This is a genomic window from Marinobacter xiaoshiensis, from assembly GCF_031631795.1.
GTDB classification, from domain to species: Bacteria; Pseudomonadota; Gammaproteobacteria; order Pseudomonadales; family Oleiphilaceae; genus Marinobacter; species Marinobacter xiaoshiensis.
Map to the genome: position 1 here is coordinate 1 of NZ_JAVMBO010000003.1, position 19,503 is coordinate 19,503.

The following is a 19,503-nucleotide window of genomic DNA, read 5'->3' on the forward strand; positions in this document are numbered from 1 at the left end:
CAGTTGCCCTTCTCAGATCACCCCGTCTCAGCGGTGTGTCCCTCGAAGGAGATGCGCATTCTACAGACACACGCAGATCTGTCAACGGCCATTTTGAAATAAATTCAAAATAGCCGGAAATCGATCAAGCAGTGATCAAAACACGGGCGATTTTCTTCTTTCCCGCCTGAATCACGCAAGTGTCACCCTCCACAAAAGCACGGTCGCCCTCAAATTTCTGACCATCAACAAACACAGCACCACGCCCGAGGACATCTCGCGCAGCCGCACCATTCTTTACAAGACCCGCCATTCGCAACACAGACGGCATAAGAATCTCCGCCTGCCCCTCCAGTGATACTTCGACTACAGGAACATTTTCAGGGATATCCCCTAGCGCAACCCGGTTACCTGCAGACTTGTGCGCTGTACTCGCAGCCTCTTCACTGTGAAAGCGCGTAATAATCTCTTCCGCCAGCAACTTCTTGTAGTCCTGAGGATTCGCCCCGCCTTCTACAGCTTTCTGGAACTCAGTTACTTCCTTCAGGGGACGGAAGCTCAAAAGCTCAAAGTAGCGCCAGAGCAATTCATCTGGCACAGACAGCAGCTTGGTGTACATTTCGCCCGGGGCATCGTTTACACCTATATAGTTGCCCAATGACTTGGACATCTTCTGAACGCCATCCAGCCCCTCCAATATCGGCATGGTCAAAACAGCTTGCGGCGCCTGACCATAGTGCTTCTGCAAGATCCGCCCCATCAGAAGGTTGAACTTCTGGTCCGTGCCACCACACTCAACATCCGCTTCCAGCGCCACAGAGTCATAACCCTGTATTAGCGGATACAGAAACTCGTGTATGGCAATAGGCTGCTCAGAGCGGTAACGCTTGGTGAAGTCATCACGTTCCAGCATGCGGGCGACGGTATACTGACCCGCCAACTGGATCATGTCCGCTGCAGCCATCTTGCTCATCCATTCAGAGTTGAAGGCCACCCGGGTTCTTTTTGGATCCAGAATCTTGAACACCTGCTCTTTATAGGTAATCGCGTTTTGGGCAACCTGCTCGTCGGTTAGAGGGGGCCGGGTAGCGCTTTTACCAGAAGGATCACCGATCTTCCCGGTGAAGTCTCCTATCAGAAAGATGACCTCGTGTCCGAGTTCCTGAAACTGGCGCAGCTTATTGATCAGCACGGTATGCCCGAGATGGAGATCGGGGGCAGTAGGGTCGAAACCTGCCTTGATGCGCAAAGGGCGACCTTCTTTTAATTTCGCTATCAGATCGCCTTCTGGTATCAGCTCGTCTACGCCTCGCTTGATAATCGCAAGGGCTTCATCAATAGATGCCATGAATCATTAATCCCCAATCGGTTTTACAATAAATTATCAGTTACAGACTTCAACAAAAGAACTCTGTGAGTTACCTGGCACCCTGTTAAAGTGCAGGTGCTCAGTTTTTAAACAATGCCAGGCATTTCGGGCGGCAGCATTATATCAATGACACCCTGAGAAATCCGGCTTAGGGCGCAACAACCGTAATGTTCTACGCTGTTCCACGCGCTTTTTATACGGTAATCTGTTGGTCTATACTTGAACAACAGCTTTAACTAGGTGGCACAAGCTGCCGGAATACGGATTGAAACGGATGCGACACTTGCTGAAAATGTTTCCGAAAACTCATATTACCATTGCCGCTGCTGCAACCGTTGTAGTATCTGCCGCAATTTTGATGAGCCCCAGCGCCGACGTTGAGGCCAAGCGAATGTCTTACACCCTCGATTTAGAACAGGGCAAGGCTTCTGCAATCATCTCCCAAAAGCCGCAACAGAAAAACTCTACTCCGGCCGAGCCCGTTGTTGCAGACCAGGCTGCCGCTATCTCTCCGGAGACCTCAGTCCCAGCAGCCCCTGAGCTTGCGCCTCGCCTGTCCTGGCAAACGTTCGATATCAAATCAGGCGACACATTGTCCTCCCTTTTCAAGAAAGCGGGATTCAATGACGGCACTATGCTCTCCGTAATTCATGGCGAAGGCGAGGCAGATAAGTTACAGCGTCTTTATGCTGGCGAGACGATCCGATTCGCCATTGGTAGCGAAGGCGAGCTTGCGGCAGTAGAACTCCAGCGCAGCCGTCTGGAAACATTGAAGATTAACATACAAGAAGGAACTTATACCGGGCAAACAGAAGTGCGCGAGCCAGAGCCCAAACCGGCATACGCCTCAGGCACCATTGACGGGTCACTCTACCTCGCCGCACGCGAGGCAGGACTTAACGACCGCCTGACTATGGAGCTTTCGGGAATTTTTGGCTGGGACATCGACTTTGTTTATGACGTTCGCAAGGGCGACCAGTTTGAAGTGGTCTATGAAGAACTCTATCTCGATGGCGAGAAGTTCAGCACCGGCCGCATTCTGTCTGCTCGCTTCGTAAACCGTGGCGAAGAAAACATTGCCCTCCTTTATACGGACAGCAACGGCGATAGCGACTACTACACACCTGACGGCAAAAGCATGCGCAAAGCTTTCTTGCGCACGCCTATCGACGCGCGAATTTCCTCGTCATTTAACCTTCAGCGCCGCCACCCTGTGCTGGATGTAGTGCGCCCTCATGAAGGAACAGATTACGCCGCACCTCCAGGCTCCCCCATTAAAGCTGCGGGTAACGGAAGAGTTCAATTTTCTGGCTGGAAAGGCGGCTATGGCCGTACAATTGTTTTAAAGCACGGTGACAACATCACCACGCTGTATGCGCACATGAGTCGTATCGCCAAAGGCATGAAAAACGGCGCCCGAGTCAAGCAAGGCCAAACGATTGGCTATGTTGGGTCCTCCGGCATGGTAACCGGGCCACACCTGCACTATGAATTCCGTGTGAACGGTTCACCCCGTAACTCCAGAACTGTAAAGCTGCCTGATGCACAGCCTATTCCTGCCACTGAAATGGCAAGATTCAAAAAGCACACGGAACAGCAAGTTGCCCAGTTTGAAACCTTCCGGACAAACTACCAGCATCTCGCCCTGGCCTCGGACAACTGAGTTATTATGGACACCTGGATCGGGCTCATGTCCGGCACCAGCATGGATGGTATAGACGCCGTGCTGGTGTCCTTTCAGGGCAAATCTGTCCGCACTCACGCAACACACTCCTCCGTTTATCCTGAAGACCTGCGCAAGCGCTTGGTACTGGCGAGCCAGAACCAAGCTACACCAGACGAGGTGGGCGAGCTTGACACACTGGTCGGCACACTTTTCGCAAACACCGCGGAAGCCCTGATCTGCAAGTCCGGGGTAGAGAGATCGTCAATTCGTGCAATTGGAAGCCATGGACAAACCCTGAGGCACCAACCTTCCGGGCCTGGTCGCTTCTCACTCCAGATCGGCAACCCGTCAATCATTGCAGAGAAAACCTGCGTTACGACGGTAGGAGATTTTCGCAGCCGTGACATGGCCGCGGGTGGGCAAGGCGCGCCTCTGGTTCCAGCCTTTCATCAGCATTTTTTCGGTTCGGATACAGAAGACAGATGCATCCTCAATCTCGGCGGCATAGCAAATATAACCTGGATTCCATCTGAACGAGGCAGCCCAGTGACGGGCTTCGACACCGGGCCCGCAAATGCCCTGATGGACGCGTGGTGCCAAGATCAAACCGGTCGCCCTTACGATGAAAACGGCCAGTGGGCGGAGGAAGGGATTGTCGATCAAGCCTTGCTCAGTGACATGCTTACAGATGCCTACTTTGAGCGACCAGCCCCCAAGAGCACCGGAAAAGAAAAGTTCAATCTCCGGTGGGTTAAAACTCTGGTAAGGCGGCATAACAATGTTCGGCCAGAAGACGTTCAGCGCACACTGCTGCAACTCTCAGTTATAACAGCGACCCGGCAAATGCCTCAGTCACCAGCAATGGTTGTGTATGCGTGCGGAGGGGGAACTCGTAACAGGCTGCTCATGAAGGAACTTACTCAAAGTCTTAGCCCTATCCGCGTACTCAGCACAGCGGAACTAGGCCTTGATCCGCAGTGGGTAGAGCCCACCGCTTTTGCATGGTTGGCCCAGCAGGCAATGGAGCGCATACCTGGAAACCTGCCGGAAGTCACCGGAGCTAAAGGCCCGCGAATTCTCGGGGCTGTTTACCCGGCATAATGCAAACGCTCCCTGCCAGGTGCCCGCACTTGCAGGATATCAAATCGTAAAAGAGCTACCACAGCCACACGTAGAGCTGGCGTTAGGGTTCTGCACAACAAACTGAGAGCCCTGCAAACCTTCCTGGTAATCTATGGTAGCACCCACAAGGTATTGATAACTCATAGGGTCCACAAGCAGAACGGCTCCATCCCGTTCAATGACGGTATCTTCCTCATCCTGAGTTTCATCGAATGAGAACCCGTACTGAAAACCCGAACACCCACCGCCGGTCACAAACACGCGCAGCCTGAGATCAGAGTTACCCTCTTCATCTACCAGTTCTCGTACCTTATTGACCGCACTATCACTGAAAAACAGCGGTGCTGCCATCTGCTGCTGGACTACACTCAAGTTTGCCTCCGGATTACCTGATACAACTGCATGGATTATGGTATTCCTGAGTAAAACAATCAACTATTCGGATTTACCACCATCTTCGTCGAAAGACTCATCAGTACTTTCGACAGCATGACCTGGTTCCGCTTCCGGCCGCGCCTTGTCCTGAGTCAGCAACCCGGACGGCTCGCGCTGGTGAACCAGATTGCCATTTACCGATGACCCCATCGCCATCTGAATGAGGTTATAGTAGACACTGCCGTGAATAGCGGCCTTCTCGGCAAGTTCGAGATGCGCAGACGCATATACATCACCGTGAACTGTTCCGTTGATGACTACGTGCGGGGCGGATATGTCACCGGTTACTTCACCTACTTCTGAAACTCTCAGAACCGCATCACTGCCCTCTTCAGCCAACACCTTGCCCCGGATGTGGCCATCGACATGCAAGCCGCCGGAGAAGTGCACATCTCCTTCTATGGTTGTGCGCGAAGAAATCAGTGTGTCAAAGTTACCAGTGGCCCGACGGGGCTTTGCCTTTTTCTTACCAAACATTTCTAATTCTCCGTTAAATCGCCCCAACCAAATGTTCGCTCGGCCTGTGAGGATTTGCGTCCTTCGGCCTGCGCAACCACCTGCACTTCAAGTGGCTCAAAACCGTCAGGCAATGTCAGCTTGCCTTCTACATCCTGGAAGTACCGAAAGCGGAATTTCACGCCAAGATCTTTTATTTCCTGGGACAGGTCTCGCAGTGCGATAACTTCTTTTTCCTGATCGCGCATCCCAATTATATTGACGGCCACAACACCTGAAATATAGCTCTTGTTGTTACCAACCTGCGTCAACACGAGCTTGAAATTATAAACGCCTGCCTGCCTATCGTTGGTCAGTGAAAACCGATCAACCTGCAACCCCTTGCTGGTTTCAGAGGGCGCCATGATATTTTTATAGAATGTGAGATCCGATTTAAGCGAACCTACCCGGGTTTCCAATTCCACAATGATGTTCCGGGCCTGATTCAGCGCTTGCTCATCAATGAGTTTACCACGCTCGAGATTAACCAAACGCTGACGGGCATCGCGATAGTTGGCTTCCAGAGCTGCCAGCTTGTCTTCCAATCGCTCGTTGGATGCTTCGACCCCAGTGGACCGAAAACCTCCCTGAGCCAGCCCGGCAGCATACCCGCCAGCGCCAGCAATCACTGTGCACACAATCAGGATCAGCGCCCGCTTCAGCCGGTATCCCGGCCGATGGCGGATAACAACATACTCCTCAGTGGGTTTCCGTTGTTCGCTCACTGGCGTTCCTCACGGCAGTAGCGCAGGCGCTTCAAGGCCCAGCGTTTCTTTAACTCCAAACATGATGTTCATGTTCTGGACAGCTTGGCCAGCCGCACCTTTCACCAGGTTATCTATGACCGAAGAGATGATCACGATGTTGCTCTGTTCCTGCCGGTGCAGTGCCATGCGGCACAAGTTAGCCCCCCGTACACTTCGAGTTTCCGGGTGACTACCGAACGGCATCACATCAACAAACGGCTCGTCACGATAACGCTCTTCGAACAGCGCCTGTAAACGATCGAAATCAGCCGGATTTTTCAGCTCTGCATAGAGCGTTGCTTCTATGCCGCGAATCATCGGAACGAGATGAGGCACAAATGTTACACCGGTTTCAATGCCCGCTGCAGCGGACAAGCCCTGTCGAATTTCCGGCAAGTGACGGTGGCCTGATGCGCCATAGGCTTTGAAACTTTCACTGACTTCACCGTGCAACATGGCTATTTTGCCCTGTCGGCCACCGCCACTGGCACCGGATTTGGCGTCTGCAATCAACCGTGACGGGTCAACTAACCCCTTCTCTAGCAGTGGGAGAAAGCCCAGCTGAACCGCTGTCGGGTAGCACCCGGGGTTGGCAACCAGTTGCGCCTTGGCGATCTCAGCACGCGCGACTTCTGGCAACCCGTAAACAGCCTTTTCAACCCACTCTGGCGATTCATGAGGCAGGCCATACCACTGGGACCAAACCTTCAGATCCTTGAGTCGGAAGTCTGCCGACAGGTCGACAACCCGCACGCCGGCAGCCATCAACTCCGGGATCATCTCCATGGCAACGCCGTGTGGTGTTGCAAAAAACACCAGATCGCATGCCGCGAGAACACTGGGGTCCGGTTCTGAATAAGCCAGATCAAAGTGCCCACGGAGATTTGGGTACATATCGGATACCGGCACTCCGGCCTCAGATCTTGAGGTTATGCAGCTTACCGTTACTTCCGGATGAACAGCGAGAATTCTGAGGAGCTCGACGCCGGTATAGCCGGTGCCGCCCACGATACCTACTTTAATCAACTTGCTCTCCAGCGACGTTGGATAAGGATTTAGAGGAGTCTTTGCCTGTAGCTTAACGCCTTAGTCTATCATGATAAACCAACGACTCATTGCAGCCTGCAGAGTGACAGTTACAATGATGTCAGAAACCCTCTGAAAGGCCACTCTCTTGTACCGGAATACCGGCATCCATGAATAAAGTCTGGCATCGGATTAGCGAAAGAATATCCTCTGTTTTCACACGCAGTATGTCCGGTGTGGATTCATTGCCACAACTGGCTATTCTCGGCCTGCTATCCGGGCTGGTTACCGGCGCCGTGATTCTGGTCTTCCGCCTGGCCATCGAATGGCCGCTGGAGTATTTCCTGCCGGGAGAAGGCTCTGAAGCCTTTGAGAGCCTGGATATAATCACCCGCGCCGTACTGCCTCTTGCAGGTGCGTTCGGTATTGGCCTGTTTTTACACCGCCTAGCCACTCATGACCGGAAAGTTGGTGTCGTCCATGTGATGGAGCGCCTGAATTACCACCAGGGCTACATCACCGCACGAAGCGCCATTATTCAATTCGTTGTAGGCGTGAGCACTGTGATCACCGGGCAATCCGCTGGTCGGGAGGGGCCTGCCGTTCATTTGGGCGCTGCATTCTCAAGCCTCATGGGGCAGTGGATGCGCTTACCCAACAACAGCATACGCACCCTGGTGGCGTGCGGTTGTGCTGCCGCCATATCCGCATCGTTCAACACACCGATTGCCGGGGTGATCTTCGCCATGGAAGTGGTAATGATGGAGTACACCATAGCCGGATTTACGCCCATTATTCTTGCGGCGGTCAGCGCAGCGGTGGTCACCCAACTAGTGTATGGTTCAGAACCGGCATTTAACGTGCCTGCGCTGACCATGAACTCATTTCTGGAGATACCCTGGATTCTGGTCATCGCCATTATTATCGGTGTTTCGGCAGCTCTGTTCATTCATCTGGTCGACGCCATGGGGCGGTTCAACCAGCGCCCTATCTTATTGCGAGTGATCATCGCCGGCATGCTGATGGCCGTTGCTGCTGTAGTGGTCCCCCAAACCATGGGGATCGGATATGACACCGTAAACGAAACCATGAACGGCGAACTTGGCTTCTGGCTGCTTCTTACCGTAGGCGCTGCGAAACTTGTTATCACCGCGTTAACCGTCGGGCTGGGCATGCCCAGCAGCATCATTGGCCCTACGCTTATTATGGGTGCAGCGCTTGGCGGGGCCCTGGGGCTCATCGGTGGAGACATACTCCCTGGCCACGCTTCATCGGTTGGCTTTTATGCGATGCTCGGAATGGGCGCAATGATGGGTGCAGTTTTACAGGCACCCCTTGCCGCACTTATGGCACTGATGGAGTTAACCCGAAACCCCAATATCATTCTCCCCGGCATGCTGGTTATTACCACAGCCACGCTTATCACAAGTGAAGCATTCGGAAAAAAATCCCTCTTCCTGACCGTGCTTAAAAGCCAAGGCCTGAGCTATCAAAGCTCACCAGTGATCCAGGCTTTGCGCCGGGTATCTGTGGCGGCAATCATGGACAAGAGCATACTGCGCATAAACCGGCACCTTACTGCGGAGGAGGCCCGAAAGGCTCTGCAAGCGGAACCCAAATGGCTGATCGTTGATGGCAAGAACGGTCCCACAGCTTTGCTGCCTGCAGTTGACCTTGCCCGCTATCTTGAAGATTCAGCTGAGGCGGCATCAAACGAGACGGACGAGCCTGTCGAATCCATCGACTTGATGGACATTCCCGCACATCGGCGCGATATTGCGCCGGTGCAATACCAGGCCACGCTCGAAGAGGCAATGCACGAGTTTGAGAACACCAGCGCCGAGGCGCTGTATGTGCAACGCCATGTAGCACCAATGATTCAAAGGGTTTACGGCGTTGTGCTTAAATCTGACATCGAAAGTTATTACCAATATCGACGGAGCTGATCAATGCTGTGGGTTAAAGCCTTTCATATTATATCTCTGGTGTGCTGGTTTGCCGGCCTCTTCTATCTGCCAAGGCTGTTTGTCTACCATGCTGCCTGTGAGGATGAACCGGGGCGGGAGCGCTTCAAAATCATGGAGCGCAAACTTTATCGGGGGATAACCACACCCTCGATGATTGCCACCGTGATCTTTGGCATCTGGTTGCTTACTTATAATGTGTCGGGTTACTTCAGCCAGGGCTGGCTGCATGTGAAGCTGCTGCTCGTGGCATTGTTGATTATCTACCACTTTTATTGCGGGCATCTGGTCAAGGTGTTCCGCGACGACCTCAACACTCGCGGCCATGTATTCTATCGCTGGTTCAATGAGTTGCCGGTGCTTATCTTACTAGCAGTTGTTATTCTCGCTGTCGTTAAGCCGTTCTAGGGAGTTTTAGCAATCAAATACTACACTCGCCCCCAAGTACTTGTTCTTTCCGGCCTGGACCCTTCCGGCGGCGCCGGCATCCAGGCGGACATTCAGGCCATTACATCACTCGGGTGCCACCCGTTACCTGTGCTCACTTGTCTGACTGTTCAGGATACCCGGAATGTATACGGTGCCGAAGCCGTCAATCCGGAACTGATACGTGAGCAACTCAGGTGCATCGCCGAAGATGCCCCAATACACGCGGTAAAAACCGGGGCCCTGGGCAACTCTGCAGTTGTGGATGTTTTGGTTGAATTTCTTGAGAAGCATCCGGATATCCCGGTGATAACCGACCCGGTGATCAAGGCCGCAGGGGGTGGCGATCTGGCGGATGACGAACTGCTTGCCACGATGAAAGAACGACTATTCCCGCTCGCCGAAATGATCACCCCCAACGGCATAGAACTGGCTTTGCTGGGAGAGTGCGACGACCCCGCTGAGGCTGCGCGCAAACTACTCAGTAAAGGGTGCGCTTCGGTGCTCGCAACCGGTGGGCATGGCACGGGTGTTCACATCACCAATACGCTTTACAACCACGCTCTCAAGCCCATGTCTTGGGATGTCGAGCGTATAGGCGGGGAATATCATGGCACCGGCTGCACACTGGCAGCCGCGATTGCTGCCGGGCGGGCGTTAGGGCTTTCACCTCGGGCCGCAATTTCCCAGGCCCAAAACTACGTGCACCGCACTATTTTGCATGCCCTTGAGGTGGGAAGAGGCCAGCCGGTTCCGGATCGAGGCATTCTGTGGGAACGATGAAACCGCGTGTCCCTGTCGGGCTTTACGCAATTACCGACAGCCAATTGACTCCCTCAGCAACGCTGCTTACCTCCGTGGAAGCCGCCATTGTCGGTGGCGCTGTGATGGTGCAGTATCGGGAAAAGTCTGCACCCATGCCAGAACGCCTGGCACAAGCAAGAAGCCTGCAATCCGTATGCGCCACTACAGACATCCCTCTGCTGATTAACGATGATATCGAGCTGGCAAAGCGCATAGGCGCTGCTGGTGTTCACCTTGGCCAAACGGATGGTTCGGCAGCAGAAGCTCGTCATCTGCTTGGAGATGGCGCAATTATTGGCATTACATGCCATGCCGACCTTGAACTGGCTGGCGCAGCTGCGGCAGGCGGCGCTGATTACCTGGCATTTGGTCGGTTTTTCAATTCATCAACCAAACCGGATGCCCCGCCCGCCCCAACCGAAATACTAGCCGAAGCAAGGCGTTTTAAGCGGCCAGTTACGGCCATTGGCGGCATCACTACAGAAAACGGCGAGCTCCTTATACGGGCGGGCGCCGATCTGCTGGCGGTTGTTGGCGGACTTTTCGGGGGCAGCCCCGAAGCCACAATGCACAAAGCACAAGTATTCCAGAGGCTGTTTGCCAGCCACCACCCACTATTCTTCACTCCCAAATAACAGGAGCTCCCACAAATGACACATTCCGAAACCCTGTTCGAGCAGGCACAAAAATACATTCCGGGCGGCGTTAACTCCCCGGTTCGCGCATTCCGTGGTGTGGGCGGCACCCCGATCTTTTTCAAGCACGCTGAGGGCGCCTACCTTTATGATGAGGACGGTAAGCGCTATATCGATTACATCGGATCCTGGGGCCCAATGATCCTTGGCCACTCAGACAAGCGCATCAAAGATGCCCTACACGCACAGGTAGACCTTGGGGTTGGCTATGGCGCGCCCACGTCTATCGAAACCGATATGGCTCGCAAAGTGTGCGAACTGGTGCCCTCAATTGATCTGGTGCGCATGGTGAACTCCGGCACTGAGGCCACTATGAGCGCCATTCGACTGGCTCGCGGATTTACCGGTCGCGACAAAATCGTCAAGTTTGAAGGCTGCTACCACGGGCATGCTGATTCGTTGTTGGTTAAGGCTGGTTCCGGCGCTTTGACTTTGGGCGTCCCCAACTCACCCGGCGTTCCTGCTTGCCTGGCTGAACTCACGCTCACTCTCGACTTCAACGATATTGAGGGTGTTCGCAAGATCTTTAAAGAAATGGGCGATGAGATTGCAGCCATTATCGTAGAGCCGGTTGCAGGCAACATGAACTGCATCCCCCCGGTTCCAGGTTTTCTGGAAGGCCTCCGGGAAGTGTGTGACGAGTACGGCAGCGTACTGATTTTTGATGAAGTGATGTCCGGGTTCCGCGTATCACTCGGCGGTGCTCAGGGTCTGTATGGGGTAACCCCGGACCTGACGGCGCTCGGCAAGGTGATCGGCGGTGGTTTGCCTGTTGGCGCCTTTGGTGGAAAGCGTGAAATCATGGAACACATTGCGCCTCTTGGCCCGGTGTACCAGGCCGGCACGCTGAGCGGCAACCCACTGGCCATGTCAGCAGGCCTGGCGACTCTGAATGCCATATCTGAGCCTGGCTTCCACGATCGCCTGACCGAAAAAACTGTTGCGCTGCGTGAGGGCCTGAAGGCTGCGGCAGATGCAGCCGGCATTCCTATGGCCGTTCAGGGCGCGGGCGCTATGTTTGGCTTTTTCTTCACTGAAGAAGCCAGCATTACCAGCTTCGATCAGGTAATGGCCTGCGACGTGGAACGATTCATGAAATTCTTCCAGGGCATGCTTAAAGAAGGTATTTACCTCGCGCCTTCTGCCTTTGAGGCTGGTTTCACCAGCGCCGCTCTGTCGGATCAGGACATCGCCGATACGATTGCCGCAGCCAGCAAGGTTTTCGCAACTCTTTAATTGCCCAAGCTTGTCGGATCAGATCAGGCAACACGCTTTCGAACCGACACTCGGCAGGACATCAAAACGATGTCCTGCCGAGACAATCTGTGAACCTCGTCACGCTATACCTCCCTCCCTGTGTGTTTTGCCCTTTTAGCCGTTGACTATAAAATCGAGCTGATCAAATTATAGCCACGTATCTATAGCGATGCTCTGACGGCAAACATCTAACAAAAACATGGAAGTCAGCAAGCAGAGGTTCTGTGCCACGCGTTATGGCACAGACACGAAGTATCTGGAACAACCCGTTAGGTTGAGCCGCAGTTTGAATAACAAACACAACCTCAAACTGTAGGAAAAACCATGAAACTCTGGATCAAAACACTCGCTCTGGTTGTGACCATAGCTTGGTCAGCCCCCTCCGCCGCCTGGTGGTGGAACTCTAAACCCGCAAATTACGCCGGCACCCAATACCCCATAGTATTGGTGCACGGTATGTTCGGCTTCGACTCTATTATTGGCGTGGACTATTGGTACGGCGTTGCTGAAGATCTTCGCAAAAATGGAGCGGATGTATATACATCTCAGGTTCCAGCTCTGGAAAGTACTATTGCCAGGGGTGAGGTACTGCTGTCACAGGTAGAATCCATTGCTGCCGTGCACGGCAAAGTAAACCTCGTAGGCCATAGCCATGGCGGACCTACGGCCCGTTACGTTGCCCGGGTACGCCCTGATCTGGTGGCTTCGGTCACATCTGTAGGCTCGCCGCACAAAGGCTCTGCCGTTGCTGATGTAATCATCGGGTCACCAGCAAGCAGCCTGGCAAACACTTTGGGCAACGCACTTGGCGGTCTTATAGACCTGATCTCCGGCGGCGGATACGATCAAAACATGGGAGCAAGCCTGCAATCTCTGACAAGCCAGGGCAGTGCAGAGTTCAATAATTTTGCACCGGCAGGCATTCCAACAAGCTCTTGCGGTGAAGGCGCGCATTCTGCAAACGGCGTTCGCTTCTATTCCTGGGGTGGCACAGGTGTTCTCACCAACCTTCTGGACCCTTCTGACGCCCTACTCGGCGTTACCAGCCTGGCAATGGGGTCATCTCAGCATGACGGCCTGGTTGAGCGCTGCAGCAACCATTTTGGCAAGGTCATCCGGGACAACTACTTCATGAACCACCTGGATGAAGTAAACCAGGCGCTAGGACTGCACAGCTTATTTGAGACCGACCCGAAAGCCGTCTTCAAACAACACGCAAATCGACTGAAAAACGCAGGTCTTTAAGCGAGGCCCGACCCTGCCAGGAAAGCGCTCCGGCAGGGTCATTTACCTATCTGTTTTACAGGGCTGCCGCGCGCTCTTCAGCCTGGCTTGCCCCTGCCAGATTCCCCCGCGCCCTGCGGATATCAGCCAACAACAACCAACCTGCGCGCTGCAGCCGAGTATCACTCCCCGCAAGAGACAGTCCCTTCAACGTAAACTGTTCTGCAGGCCCAAGCTTATTACCTGCCACATAGGCTTCCGACAATTTAAAATAAACCTCTGCAGACCTCGGCGCGATTCTTTGCGCTCGCTCCAGCCGAACAATGGCCCCTTGAGCGTCGCCACTTTTCAGCAGAGTGTCCGCTTCGCGAACGAGGCTGAGTGCGGCAGGCGAAAGCGCATCCCCGGCATCCTGATAACTGGGTTTGCTACTACGCTGGGGCTGCTGTTCTGGCTCTCGGTTTTCCGTCTGCTCACTTTTGCGCCAGACTTGAGCTTCGTCATTCCCTTCAGTCGTCTGCGGTGGTTCCGGAGCACGCTCAGAGCCCCCTGCAGGCACGTAAATAGAGCCTCCTGGCCCAGTTGCGCATCCCGCCAGGCTCAATAACGCCACCAACATACCTACTTGAAATACACCTTGCCTACTCATTGGAACAATCCTTCAAACCAGCCTCGAATTTTCCGCTCCAGGGTACCAGAGCATGACACTCGCTGTGTCGGCTCACTACCCGATATAAACGGCAGAAGGCGCGCATTATCGCAATACTCGTCGGTTAATGCCTGTTTTTCAGGATTTACCCAATGATAGCTGACACCATCGGGGACTACCGGGGAGAAACCATGCTGTGGTACTTGTGCCATAAATCGTGACCAAACAGGCAAGGCACCAGTAGCGCCGGTAAGCGCGGTGGGCCCATTATCGTCCCGGCCCACCCAGGCAACCGCCAGCAAATCTCCGCTGAAGCCGGCAAACCAGGAATCGCGGCCATCGTCGGTTGTTCCGGTTTTACCGGCCAGCGTAAGCTCCTTGGGAACTGAATAGTATGCCGAGCGCCCTGTACCCTCTTGCATGGTTTCTTGCATTGCATACTGCAGCAAATGCACTGCAGCGGGGTCTGCCACCTGATCCACCTCAAGGTTATACCGTGAAAGTGCCCGACCGGCTGAATCCGTCACTTCTCTGATCGTGCGTAACGGCGTATTGAATCCGGATGTCGCCAACCCCTGATAGATTTGGGCGACCGTGACCGGGCTCATAGCCACAGAACCCAATAGCATGGAAGGGTACTCAGAAATTGGCGTAACCACACCAAAGGCCCGCATGGTTTTAATAACCGCCGGGACACCCACGTCCAGGCCGACACGCACTGCCGGCAGGTTATAGGACTTCGAAAGCGCACGGTGCAGGGGAACTTCGCCGCGCTCCTCGCCATCGTAGTTTTTCGGCTGCCAGCGCCGCCCATCATCAAATTCAAGCGTGAAGGACTTATCCTGTACCGGTGTCATCAGAGTGTAACGATCCGGCTGTTCCAGAGCAGTCAGATAAGTAAACGGTTTGATGAGGGACCCTATCGGGCGATTGGCATCCAGAGCCCGGTTAAACCCGGCGAACTGCGGGTCTTTGCCACCAACGAGAGCCAGAACTTCGCCACTATCTTTGGCGGTGACTACAAGCGTCGCTTCCAGGGCTTTGCCGACTTCACCGCTGGCTAGCCTTGGCAAGGTATCAGTAACGGCATACTCAGCTGCGTACTGAATAGCCGGGTTCAGGGTGGTAAAAATGCGGAGACCTTCGCTGCGTAGATCCGCTTCTTTGTAGTCCCTCGCCAGATGCCGCCGAACAAGGTCAATATAAGCGGGATAGCGGTTCTCCGAATACGACGGCTTTGCGCTAACACCAAGTGAGAGGCCACGAGCGCGGGCCGCTTTTGCCGAATCAATCAGGCCGGCGTCCTCCATCTCACTGATAACCAGATTGCGGCGCTGAGTCGCTCGCTCCGGATGCCGGCGGGGATTGTAATAGCTCGGCCCTTTAACCATGCCCACAAGCAAGGCAATCTGGTGCACATCCAGATCTTTCAACGACTCACCAAAATAGAACTGGCTGGCCAACCCGAATCCGTTGATGCTGCGAGTCCCTGCCTGTCCCAGGTACACTTCGTTCAAGTAGGTTTCCAGTATGTCGTCTTTCTCGTAGTGCCATTCGAGCAAGATTGACATCAAGGCTTCATTACCTTTGCGCAACAGGGTCTGATCCCGGGTAAGGAAAAAGTTTTTAACCAACTGCTGTGTGAGGGTGCTGCCGCCCTGAACGATTTGCCCAGCGCGCATATTGGCCAGCATGGCACGGCCTATAGAAGCCGGTGCAATTCCAAAGTGGCTATAAAAATTGCGATCTTCCACTGCCATGAGGGCTTTCGGCAGCAGCTGAGGAACCTCTTCCAGGCGCACCAGTATGCGATCTTCTTTGTGTGCCGGGTAAATGCCACCAATACGCGCAGGTTCGAGCCTTACAATTGCAGCGCTTTCACCGGAGGATACGGAAAAACCCTGGATGCGATCGCCATATATGTTCAAAGAAAGTGTTCGTCTGGGCTCACTACCATCCGGAAAACGGAAGCCGCGGGTGCTGATAATAAAGTGGCCACCGTTGCGCCGGTAACTCCCGGGTTTTACTCCATCACCCTTGCGATATCCCGCAAGAGCCAATTCCCGCTCCAGTGACCCAGAACTCACACCAGCACCATCGTAAAGTTCCAGGGGCCGTGCATACACCCGGGAAGGCACTTCAAATCGTCGCCCCTCAAACCGGGATGTAACGACAGCGTCCAGATAAACCATCCAGCAAGCCAGTAGCACTAGGCCAATGGCACTCACGCGCATGAACAATTTCCAGAACCAGGGGCGGCGTCCATTCCCGGCATTTTTTTTCCGGGGCTTCTTATTGGGCTTTTTTGCAGAGGAGCTGTTTTTTTTCATGGGCGGATTATAACGAAGCCTGTACAAGATAAGGCAGGCCAACTATGTGTTATTTCTGTAACCTGCCCGTTATGATGGGACGATAAAAATTCAATAAGTTCAGGGAAGCGAGGAGCACACCGTGAGTGAAACATCCCCAGGCAATCTGTTGCTGGCAATGCAGAACCCCGCGTTGTACCACCACCCGGTAGATGGATTTCAGATCATCGAAACCCACATCTCTCAGGTGATTCTAACGGGCCAGTATGCCTACAAGATCAAAAAACCGGTAGATTTCGGGTTTCTTGATTTCTCCACGCTGGAACTCCGCAAGCACTATTGCGAAGAAGAGCTTCGCCTGAACCGGCGCTTGGCAGAACCACTCTACCTCGAGGTACTTCCAATTACTGGTAGCCCAGAGCAGCCTGTTATCGGCGGCGATGGTGAACCGTTTGAGTACATGCTGAAAATGCGCCAGTTCCGTCAAAACCAGCTGCTTGACCAGCAACAGGAAGCCGGCGAACTCAAACCGGAGCTGCTATCCAGTCTGGCGAAACAGGTAGCAAACTTTCATAACAGTCTTGAACCGATTGCAGACGACAAGCCGCTGGGCACACCGGAAGCAGTGTATGCGGCCATGCAGGAAAACTTTGACCAGATTCGGCCACTGATCAGCGATACCTCCCTGCTCAGCCAACTCGACAACCTCGAAGCCTGGACCCAAACCACCTTCGAGCGTCATCGCGACTTGATTGCGCAACGTCGAACAGACGGCTATGTGCGTGAATGCCACGGCGATCTGCACCTCGCCAACATCACTGTGTACGAAGGCAGAGTAACGGTGTTTGACTGCATCGAATTCAACGAGCCCTTCCGCTGGATTGATGTCATAAACGATCTTGCGTTTTTACTGATGGACCTGGAGTCCCGGCGCGAACCGGCGCTGGCCAATCTGGTTCTGAACACCTATCTGGAATACCGCGGCGATTTCGAAGCACTGCCCCTCTTGCCACTTTACAAGGCGTATCGCGCGCTGGTCAGAGCGAAAATTGCCCTGTTCACCATGGGCAACCCCTCCCTTGCGGAGCAGGAAAAAGAAGGGTTGATGCAGCACTACCGCGACTACGCTCAACTTGCAGAAGATTACAGCAACATTCCAAACCGCTACCTGTTGGCCACTGTTGGCCTCTCTGCCAGCGGGAAGACCTGCGTCAGTGCAGCCATGTCAGCCGAATTGGGCCTGATCCGCCTGAGATCCGACGTAGAGCGCAAGCGGTTGCACGGGCTGGCCCCACTAGAGGACAGCCAGTCGCCCACCGGGGCAAACCTGTACTCTCCCGAAGCCAATGAGAAAACCTACGTTCGGCTTGCCAAACTTGCCAGCGACCTGCTCGCGGCCGGATTGCCTGTCATCGTTGATGCCGCCAGCCTGAAAGAAAAAGAACGCGCTTTGTTTGCCGCAGTAGCTGAGAGTCAGGGAGTACCTTTTGCTCTGATTCACTGCGAAGCGCCTGAAGCCCTGCGCAAGGAGTGGGTCCGCAACCGCAAAGGCGATGCGTCTGAAGCCACAGTAGAATTATTGGACGCACAGAAGGACTGGTTTGAGCCCCTCACTGCCGAAGAAACAAGCTACACAGTGCACCTGCGCAGCGATCAGGAACACGTGGCTGAAGCTGTAGCAGACCGAATAAGGCAGCACTTCGGCCTGCCACGCGGGTAAAAACCTGCGCATCGGGCTCGCGAAAAGCGGTTAATGCGCAATACTCGTAAAGAACACGAGCAAAACAAAATAAGGAACAACCATGGAAATCGACGCAGTACGCCAGATCAAAGATCCGCTCTACGATATGCTTCGCCAAGAAGATGTTGCTGCGTTCAACAAAGAAAAACTCACACGAACGGATTTGCCGAGCTTCGCACGCGGTGATTTCCGCGGGCTCGACCTGCGTGGGCTGGATGCCAAAGGACTGGACTTCCGCCATGCCTACTTCCGCGGGGCGGACTTGCGAGGTATCAACTTCAGCCGGACGGCGATGGAAGGCGCCAGTATTGCTGGCGCAAAAATTTCCGGATGCTTTTTCCCCCGCAGGCTTGATGCTTCCGAAATCGTGATGTCGCTGAACCACGGCACGCGGATGCGGTACAGCGCCGAAAAATGAGCAGCACACAAGCAACCCCTTGGCAGGCAGTATGCGCTCAGGCGGACTTGGAGGCGGGGCGTTTTGTCGAATTCACACTACCCCGCATCGAGGCCGACCCTGCAAAGTACTCTGACACCTTGCCACCTGCCGGCTTTGCATTCCTGGATGGCTCCACTCCAAGAGCCTACTTGAATCAATGCCCTCACATGGGCGTCGAACTGAACTGGAAACCCGGCAGTTTTATGGACACAGATAAACTGTTCCTTCAGTGCTCAACCCACGGAGCCCTCTTTAAGCCCCAGGACGGAGAATGCATTGCCGGCCCCTGTCAGGGCGATGCACTCACCGCACTGGATACTCGAGTGGTTGCAGGCGTTCTGGAAGTCAGATTTCCAGAATAACCGGAACAGATTCCGAAAGCGCCAAGCCACCCGACGGATCACCATCATCACCGGCCAGGTTTGCCCGATAGGCCAGGATTTCTACCCCGGCATCACATGCCTGCCGCAACAGTTGTCCGTATTCGGGGTCGATATGATCTGCAGGCCGCACGGTTTCGATCCCCGTGTGATTCACCACAAAAAACAACACTGCGCGATCACCCAAAGCAACCTGAGCCATGAGTTCTCGCAAATGCTTCTGCCCGCGGGTAGTAACTGCATCCGGGAAGAAGCCCTGCCCGGAGTCCTCAAGCGTGACGTTCTTAACTTCTACCCATGCATCCGGCTCCGACCCATGGCCGGATAGCAGCAAATCTATCCGGCTTTTCTCTTCGCCGTACCTCACCTCCGACCGGGTATGGCTATAGCCGGTAAGCTCATTGATACGCCCAGCCTCAATGGCTTCACGCGCCTGTGCATTAGGCCTTGCGGTATTCACACACGCCAACATGCCAGGTGCCGTTTCTACAAGCTCCCAAGTGAACGGCAACTTACGGGCGGGGTTATTGCTGCGGCTAAGCCATACCCGGCCATCGGCTGGCTGGCAGCCCAGCATAGAGCCGGTGTTCGGGCAGTGGGCCGTTACTTCCTCGCCATCAGGCAGGCGCACATCGGCCAGGAAGCGTTTGTAGCGTTGAATCAGGCGCCCTTCTATCAAGGGTTCCGGGAATTTCATAGGCTCTCCAAATACCAAGTAGGCATCACAGGGCTGGCACCTCCGTGACTTATCTGCTATTTTCCGCAAAATCCCGTTTT

The 19,503-nt window shown here is 54.2% G+C and carries 19 protein-coding genes; 11 read left to right on the forward strand and 8 right to left on the reverse strand.

All coding sequences use genetic code 11. The features are described from left to right. Positions 1-124: 124 nt before the first annotated feature. The gene (gene tyrS, locus RKA07_RS00005) at positions 125-1,327 is read right to left on the reverse strand and encodes a tyrosine--tRNA ligase (RefSeq protein ID WP_310965231.1); all 1,203 of its coding nucleotides are present in this window, start codon (positions 1,325-1,327) and stop codon (positions 125-127) included. Positions 1,328-1,631: 304 nt separating this feature from the next. On the opposite strand from tyrS, the gene RKA07_RS00010 reads away from it, so the two are divergent. Continuing rightward, positions 1,632-3,011 carry a peptidoglycan DD-metalloendopeptidase family protein gene (locus RKA07_RS00010; protein WP_310965232.1) on the forward strand — a complete coding sequence of 460 codons (1,380 nt, stop codon included), beginning with the start codon at positions 1,632-1,634 and terminating at the stop codon, positions 3,009-3,011. 6 nt (positions 3,012-3,017) lie between these two features. Then, complete coding sequence (locus RKA07_RS00015) at positions 3,018-4,115, forward strand: anhydro-N-acetylmuramic acid kinase (protein WP_310965233.1); 1,098 nt, start codon at positions 3,018-3,020, stop codon at positions 4,113-4,115. A gap of 39 nt (positions 4,116-4,154) precedes the next feature. Here the strand turns inward: RKA07_RS00015 and erpA are convergent, their stop codons facing one another. The 4 genes from erpA to argC form a co-directional block, all read right to left on the reverse strand. Further along, positions 4,155-4,487 (reverse strand): iron-sulfur cluster insertion protein ErpA, encoded by a 333-nt coding sequence (gene erpA / locus RKA07_RS00020; RefSeq protein WP_200203675.1) that lies wholly within the window; start codon positions 4,485-4,487, stop codon positions 4,155-4,157. An 84-nt stretch (positions 4,488-4,571) separates the two neighbouring features. Continuing rightward, positions 4,572-5,048 carry a bactofilin family protein gene (locus RKA07_RS00025; RefSeq protein ID WP_200203630.1) on the reverse strand — a complete coding sequence of 159 codons (477 nt, stop codon included), beginning with the start codon at positions 5,046-5,048 and terminating at the stop codon, positions 4,572-4,574. A gap of 2 nt (positions 5,049-5,050) precedes the next feature. Next, positions 5,051-5,791: a DUF6776 family protein gene (locus tag RKA07_RS00030; RefSeq protein ID WP_200203628.1), complete on the reverse strand. Its 741-nt coding sequence runs from the start codon at positions 5,789-5,791 to the stop codon at positions 5,051-5,053. A 9-nt stretch (positions 5,792-5,800) separates the two neighbouring features. Further along, complete coding sequence (gene argC / locus RKA07_RS00035; RefSeq protein WP_200203626.1) at positions 5,801-6,838, reverse strand: N-acetyl-gamma-glutamyl-phosphate reductase; 1,038 nt, start codon at positions 6,836-6,838, stop codon at positions 5,801-5,803. Between the two features lie 170 nt (positions 6,839-7,008). On the opposite strand from argC, the gene RKA07_RS00040 reads away from it, so the two are divergent. The 6 genes from RKA07_RS00040 (at position 7,009) to RKA07_RS00065 (ending at position 13,229) form a co-directional block, all read left to right on the forward strand. After that, positions 7,009-8,784 (forward strand): chloride channel protein, encoded by a 1,776-nt coding sequence (locus RKA07_RS00040; RefSeq protein ID WP_200371717.1) that lies wholly within the window; start codon positions 7,009-7,011, stop codon positions 8,782-8,784. A 3-nt stretch (positions 8,785-8,787) separates the two neighbouring features. Continuing rightward, on the forward strand, positions 8,788-9,210 hold the full coding sequence (hemJ, locus tag RKA07_RS00045; RefSeq protein WP_200203622.1) for a protoporphyrinogen oxidase HemJ: 423 nt from the start codon (positions 8,788-8,790) through the stop codon (positions 9,208-9,210). 12 nt (positions 9,211-9,222) lie between these two features. Continuing rightward, the gene (gene thiD, locus RKA07_RS00050) at positions 9,223-10,011 is read left to right on the forward strand and encodes a bifunctional hydroxymethylpyrimidine kinase/phosphomethylpyrimidine kinase (RefSeq protein ID WP_353962132.1); all 789 of its coding nucleotides are present in this window, start codon (positions 9,223-9,225) and stop codon (positions 10,009-10,011) included. Then, entirely contained in the window at positions 9,999-10,667 is a 669-nt protein-coding gene (thiE, locus tag RKA07_RS00055; protein WP_310965235.1) for a thiamine phosphate synthase, read from the forward strand. Before thiD ends, thiE begins: the two co-directional genes overlap by 13 nt. A 15-nt stretch (positions 10,668-10,682) precedes the next feature. Further along, positions 10,683-11,963, forward strand: coding sequence for a glutamate-1-semialdehyde 2,1-aminomutase (hemL, locus tag RKA07_RS00060; protein ID WP_200203612.1), 1,281 nt, complete (start codon positions 10,683-10,685; stop codon positions 11,961-11,963). Between the two features lie 345 nt (positions 11,964-12,308). After that, positions 12,309-13,229, forward strand: coding sequence for a lipase family alpha/beta hydrolase (locus tag RKA07_RS00065; protein ID WP_200371715.1), 921 nt, complete (start codon positions 12,309-12,311; stop codon positions 13,227-13,229). A gap of 55 nt (positions 13,230-13,284) precedes the next feature. On the opposite strand, the gene RKA07_RS00070 is transcribed toward RKA07_RS00065, so the two are convergent. Together RKA07_RS00070 and mrcB are read right to left on the reverse strand one after the other, a co-directional pair. Continuing rightward, positions 13,285-13,857 carry a tetratricopeptide repeat protein gene (locus tag RKA07_RS00070; protein ID WP_200371714.1) on the reverse strand — a complete coding sequence of 191 codons (573 nt, stop codon included), beginning with the start codon at positions 13,855-13,857 and terminating at the stop codon, positions 13,285-13,287. Further along, entirely contained in the window at positions 13,854-16,187 is a 2,334-nt protein-coding gene (gene mrcB, locus RKA07_RS00075) for a penicillin-binding protein 1B (protein ID WP_310965236.1), read from the reverse strand. Before mrcB ends, RKA07_RS00070 begins: the two co-directional genes overlap by 4 nt. Positions 16,188-16,344: 157 nt before the next feature. Between mrcB and RKA07_RS00080 the strand changes: the two genes are divergently transcribed. The 3 genes from RKA07_RS00080 to RKA07_RS00090 all read left to right on the forward strand — a co-directional run bounded on the left by RKA07_RS00080 (position 16,345) and on the right by RKA07_RS00090 (position 18,708). Continuing rightward, a complete protein-coding gene (locus tag RKA07_RS00080) occupies positions 16,345-17,886 on the forward strand; it encodes a bifunctional aminoglycoside phosphotransferase/ATP-binding protein (RefSeq protein ID WP_227715008.1) in 1,542 nt (513 codons plus the stop codon). Between the two features lie 82 nt (positions 17,887-17,968). After that, complete coding sequence (locus RKA07_RS00085) at positions 17,969-18,325, forward strand: pentapeptide repeat-containing protein (RefSeq protein ID WP_200203602.1); 357 nt, start codon at positions 17,969-17,971, stop codon at positions 18,323-18,325. Further along, positions 18,322-18,708 (forward strand): Rieske (2Fe-2S) protein, encoded by a 387-nt coding sequence (locus tag RKA07_RS00090; protein ID WP_200203600.1) that lies wholly within the window; start codon positions 18,322-18,324, stop codon positions 18,706-18,708. The genes RKA07_RS00085 and RKA07_RS00090 overlap by 4 nt, the downstream gene beginning before the upstream one ends. Here the strand turns inward: RKA07_RS00090 and sfsA are convergent. Next, positions 18,692-19,423, reverse strand: a complete 732-nt coding sequence (gene sfsA / locus RKA07_RS00095; RefSeq protein WP_200203591.1) for a DNA/RNA nuclease SfsA — start codon at positions 19,421-19,423, stop codon at positions 18,692-18,694. The two genes, RKA07_RS00090 and sfsA, sit on opposite strands and share 17 nt — an antisense overlap. Positions 19,424-19,503 lie beyond the last annotated feature (80 nt).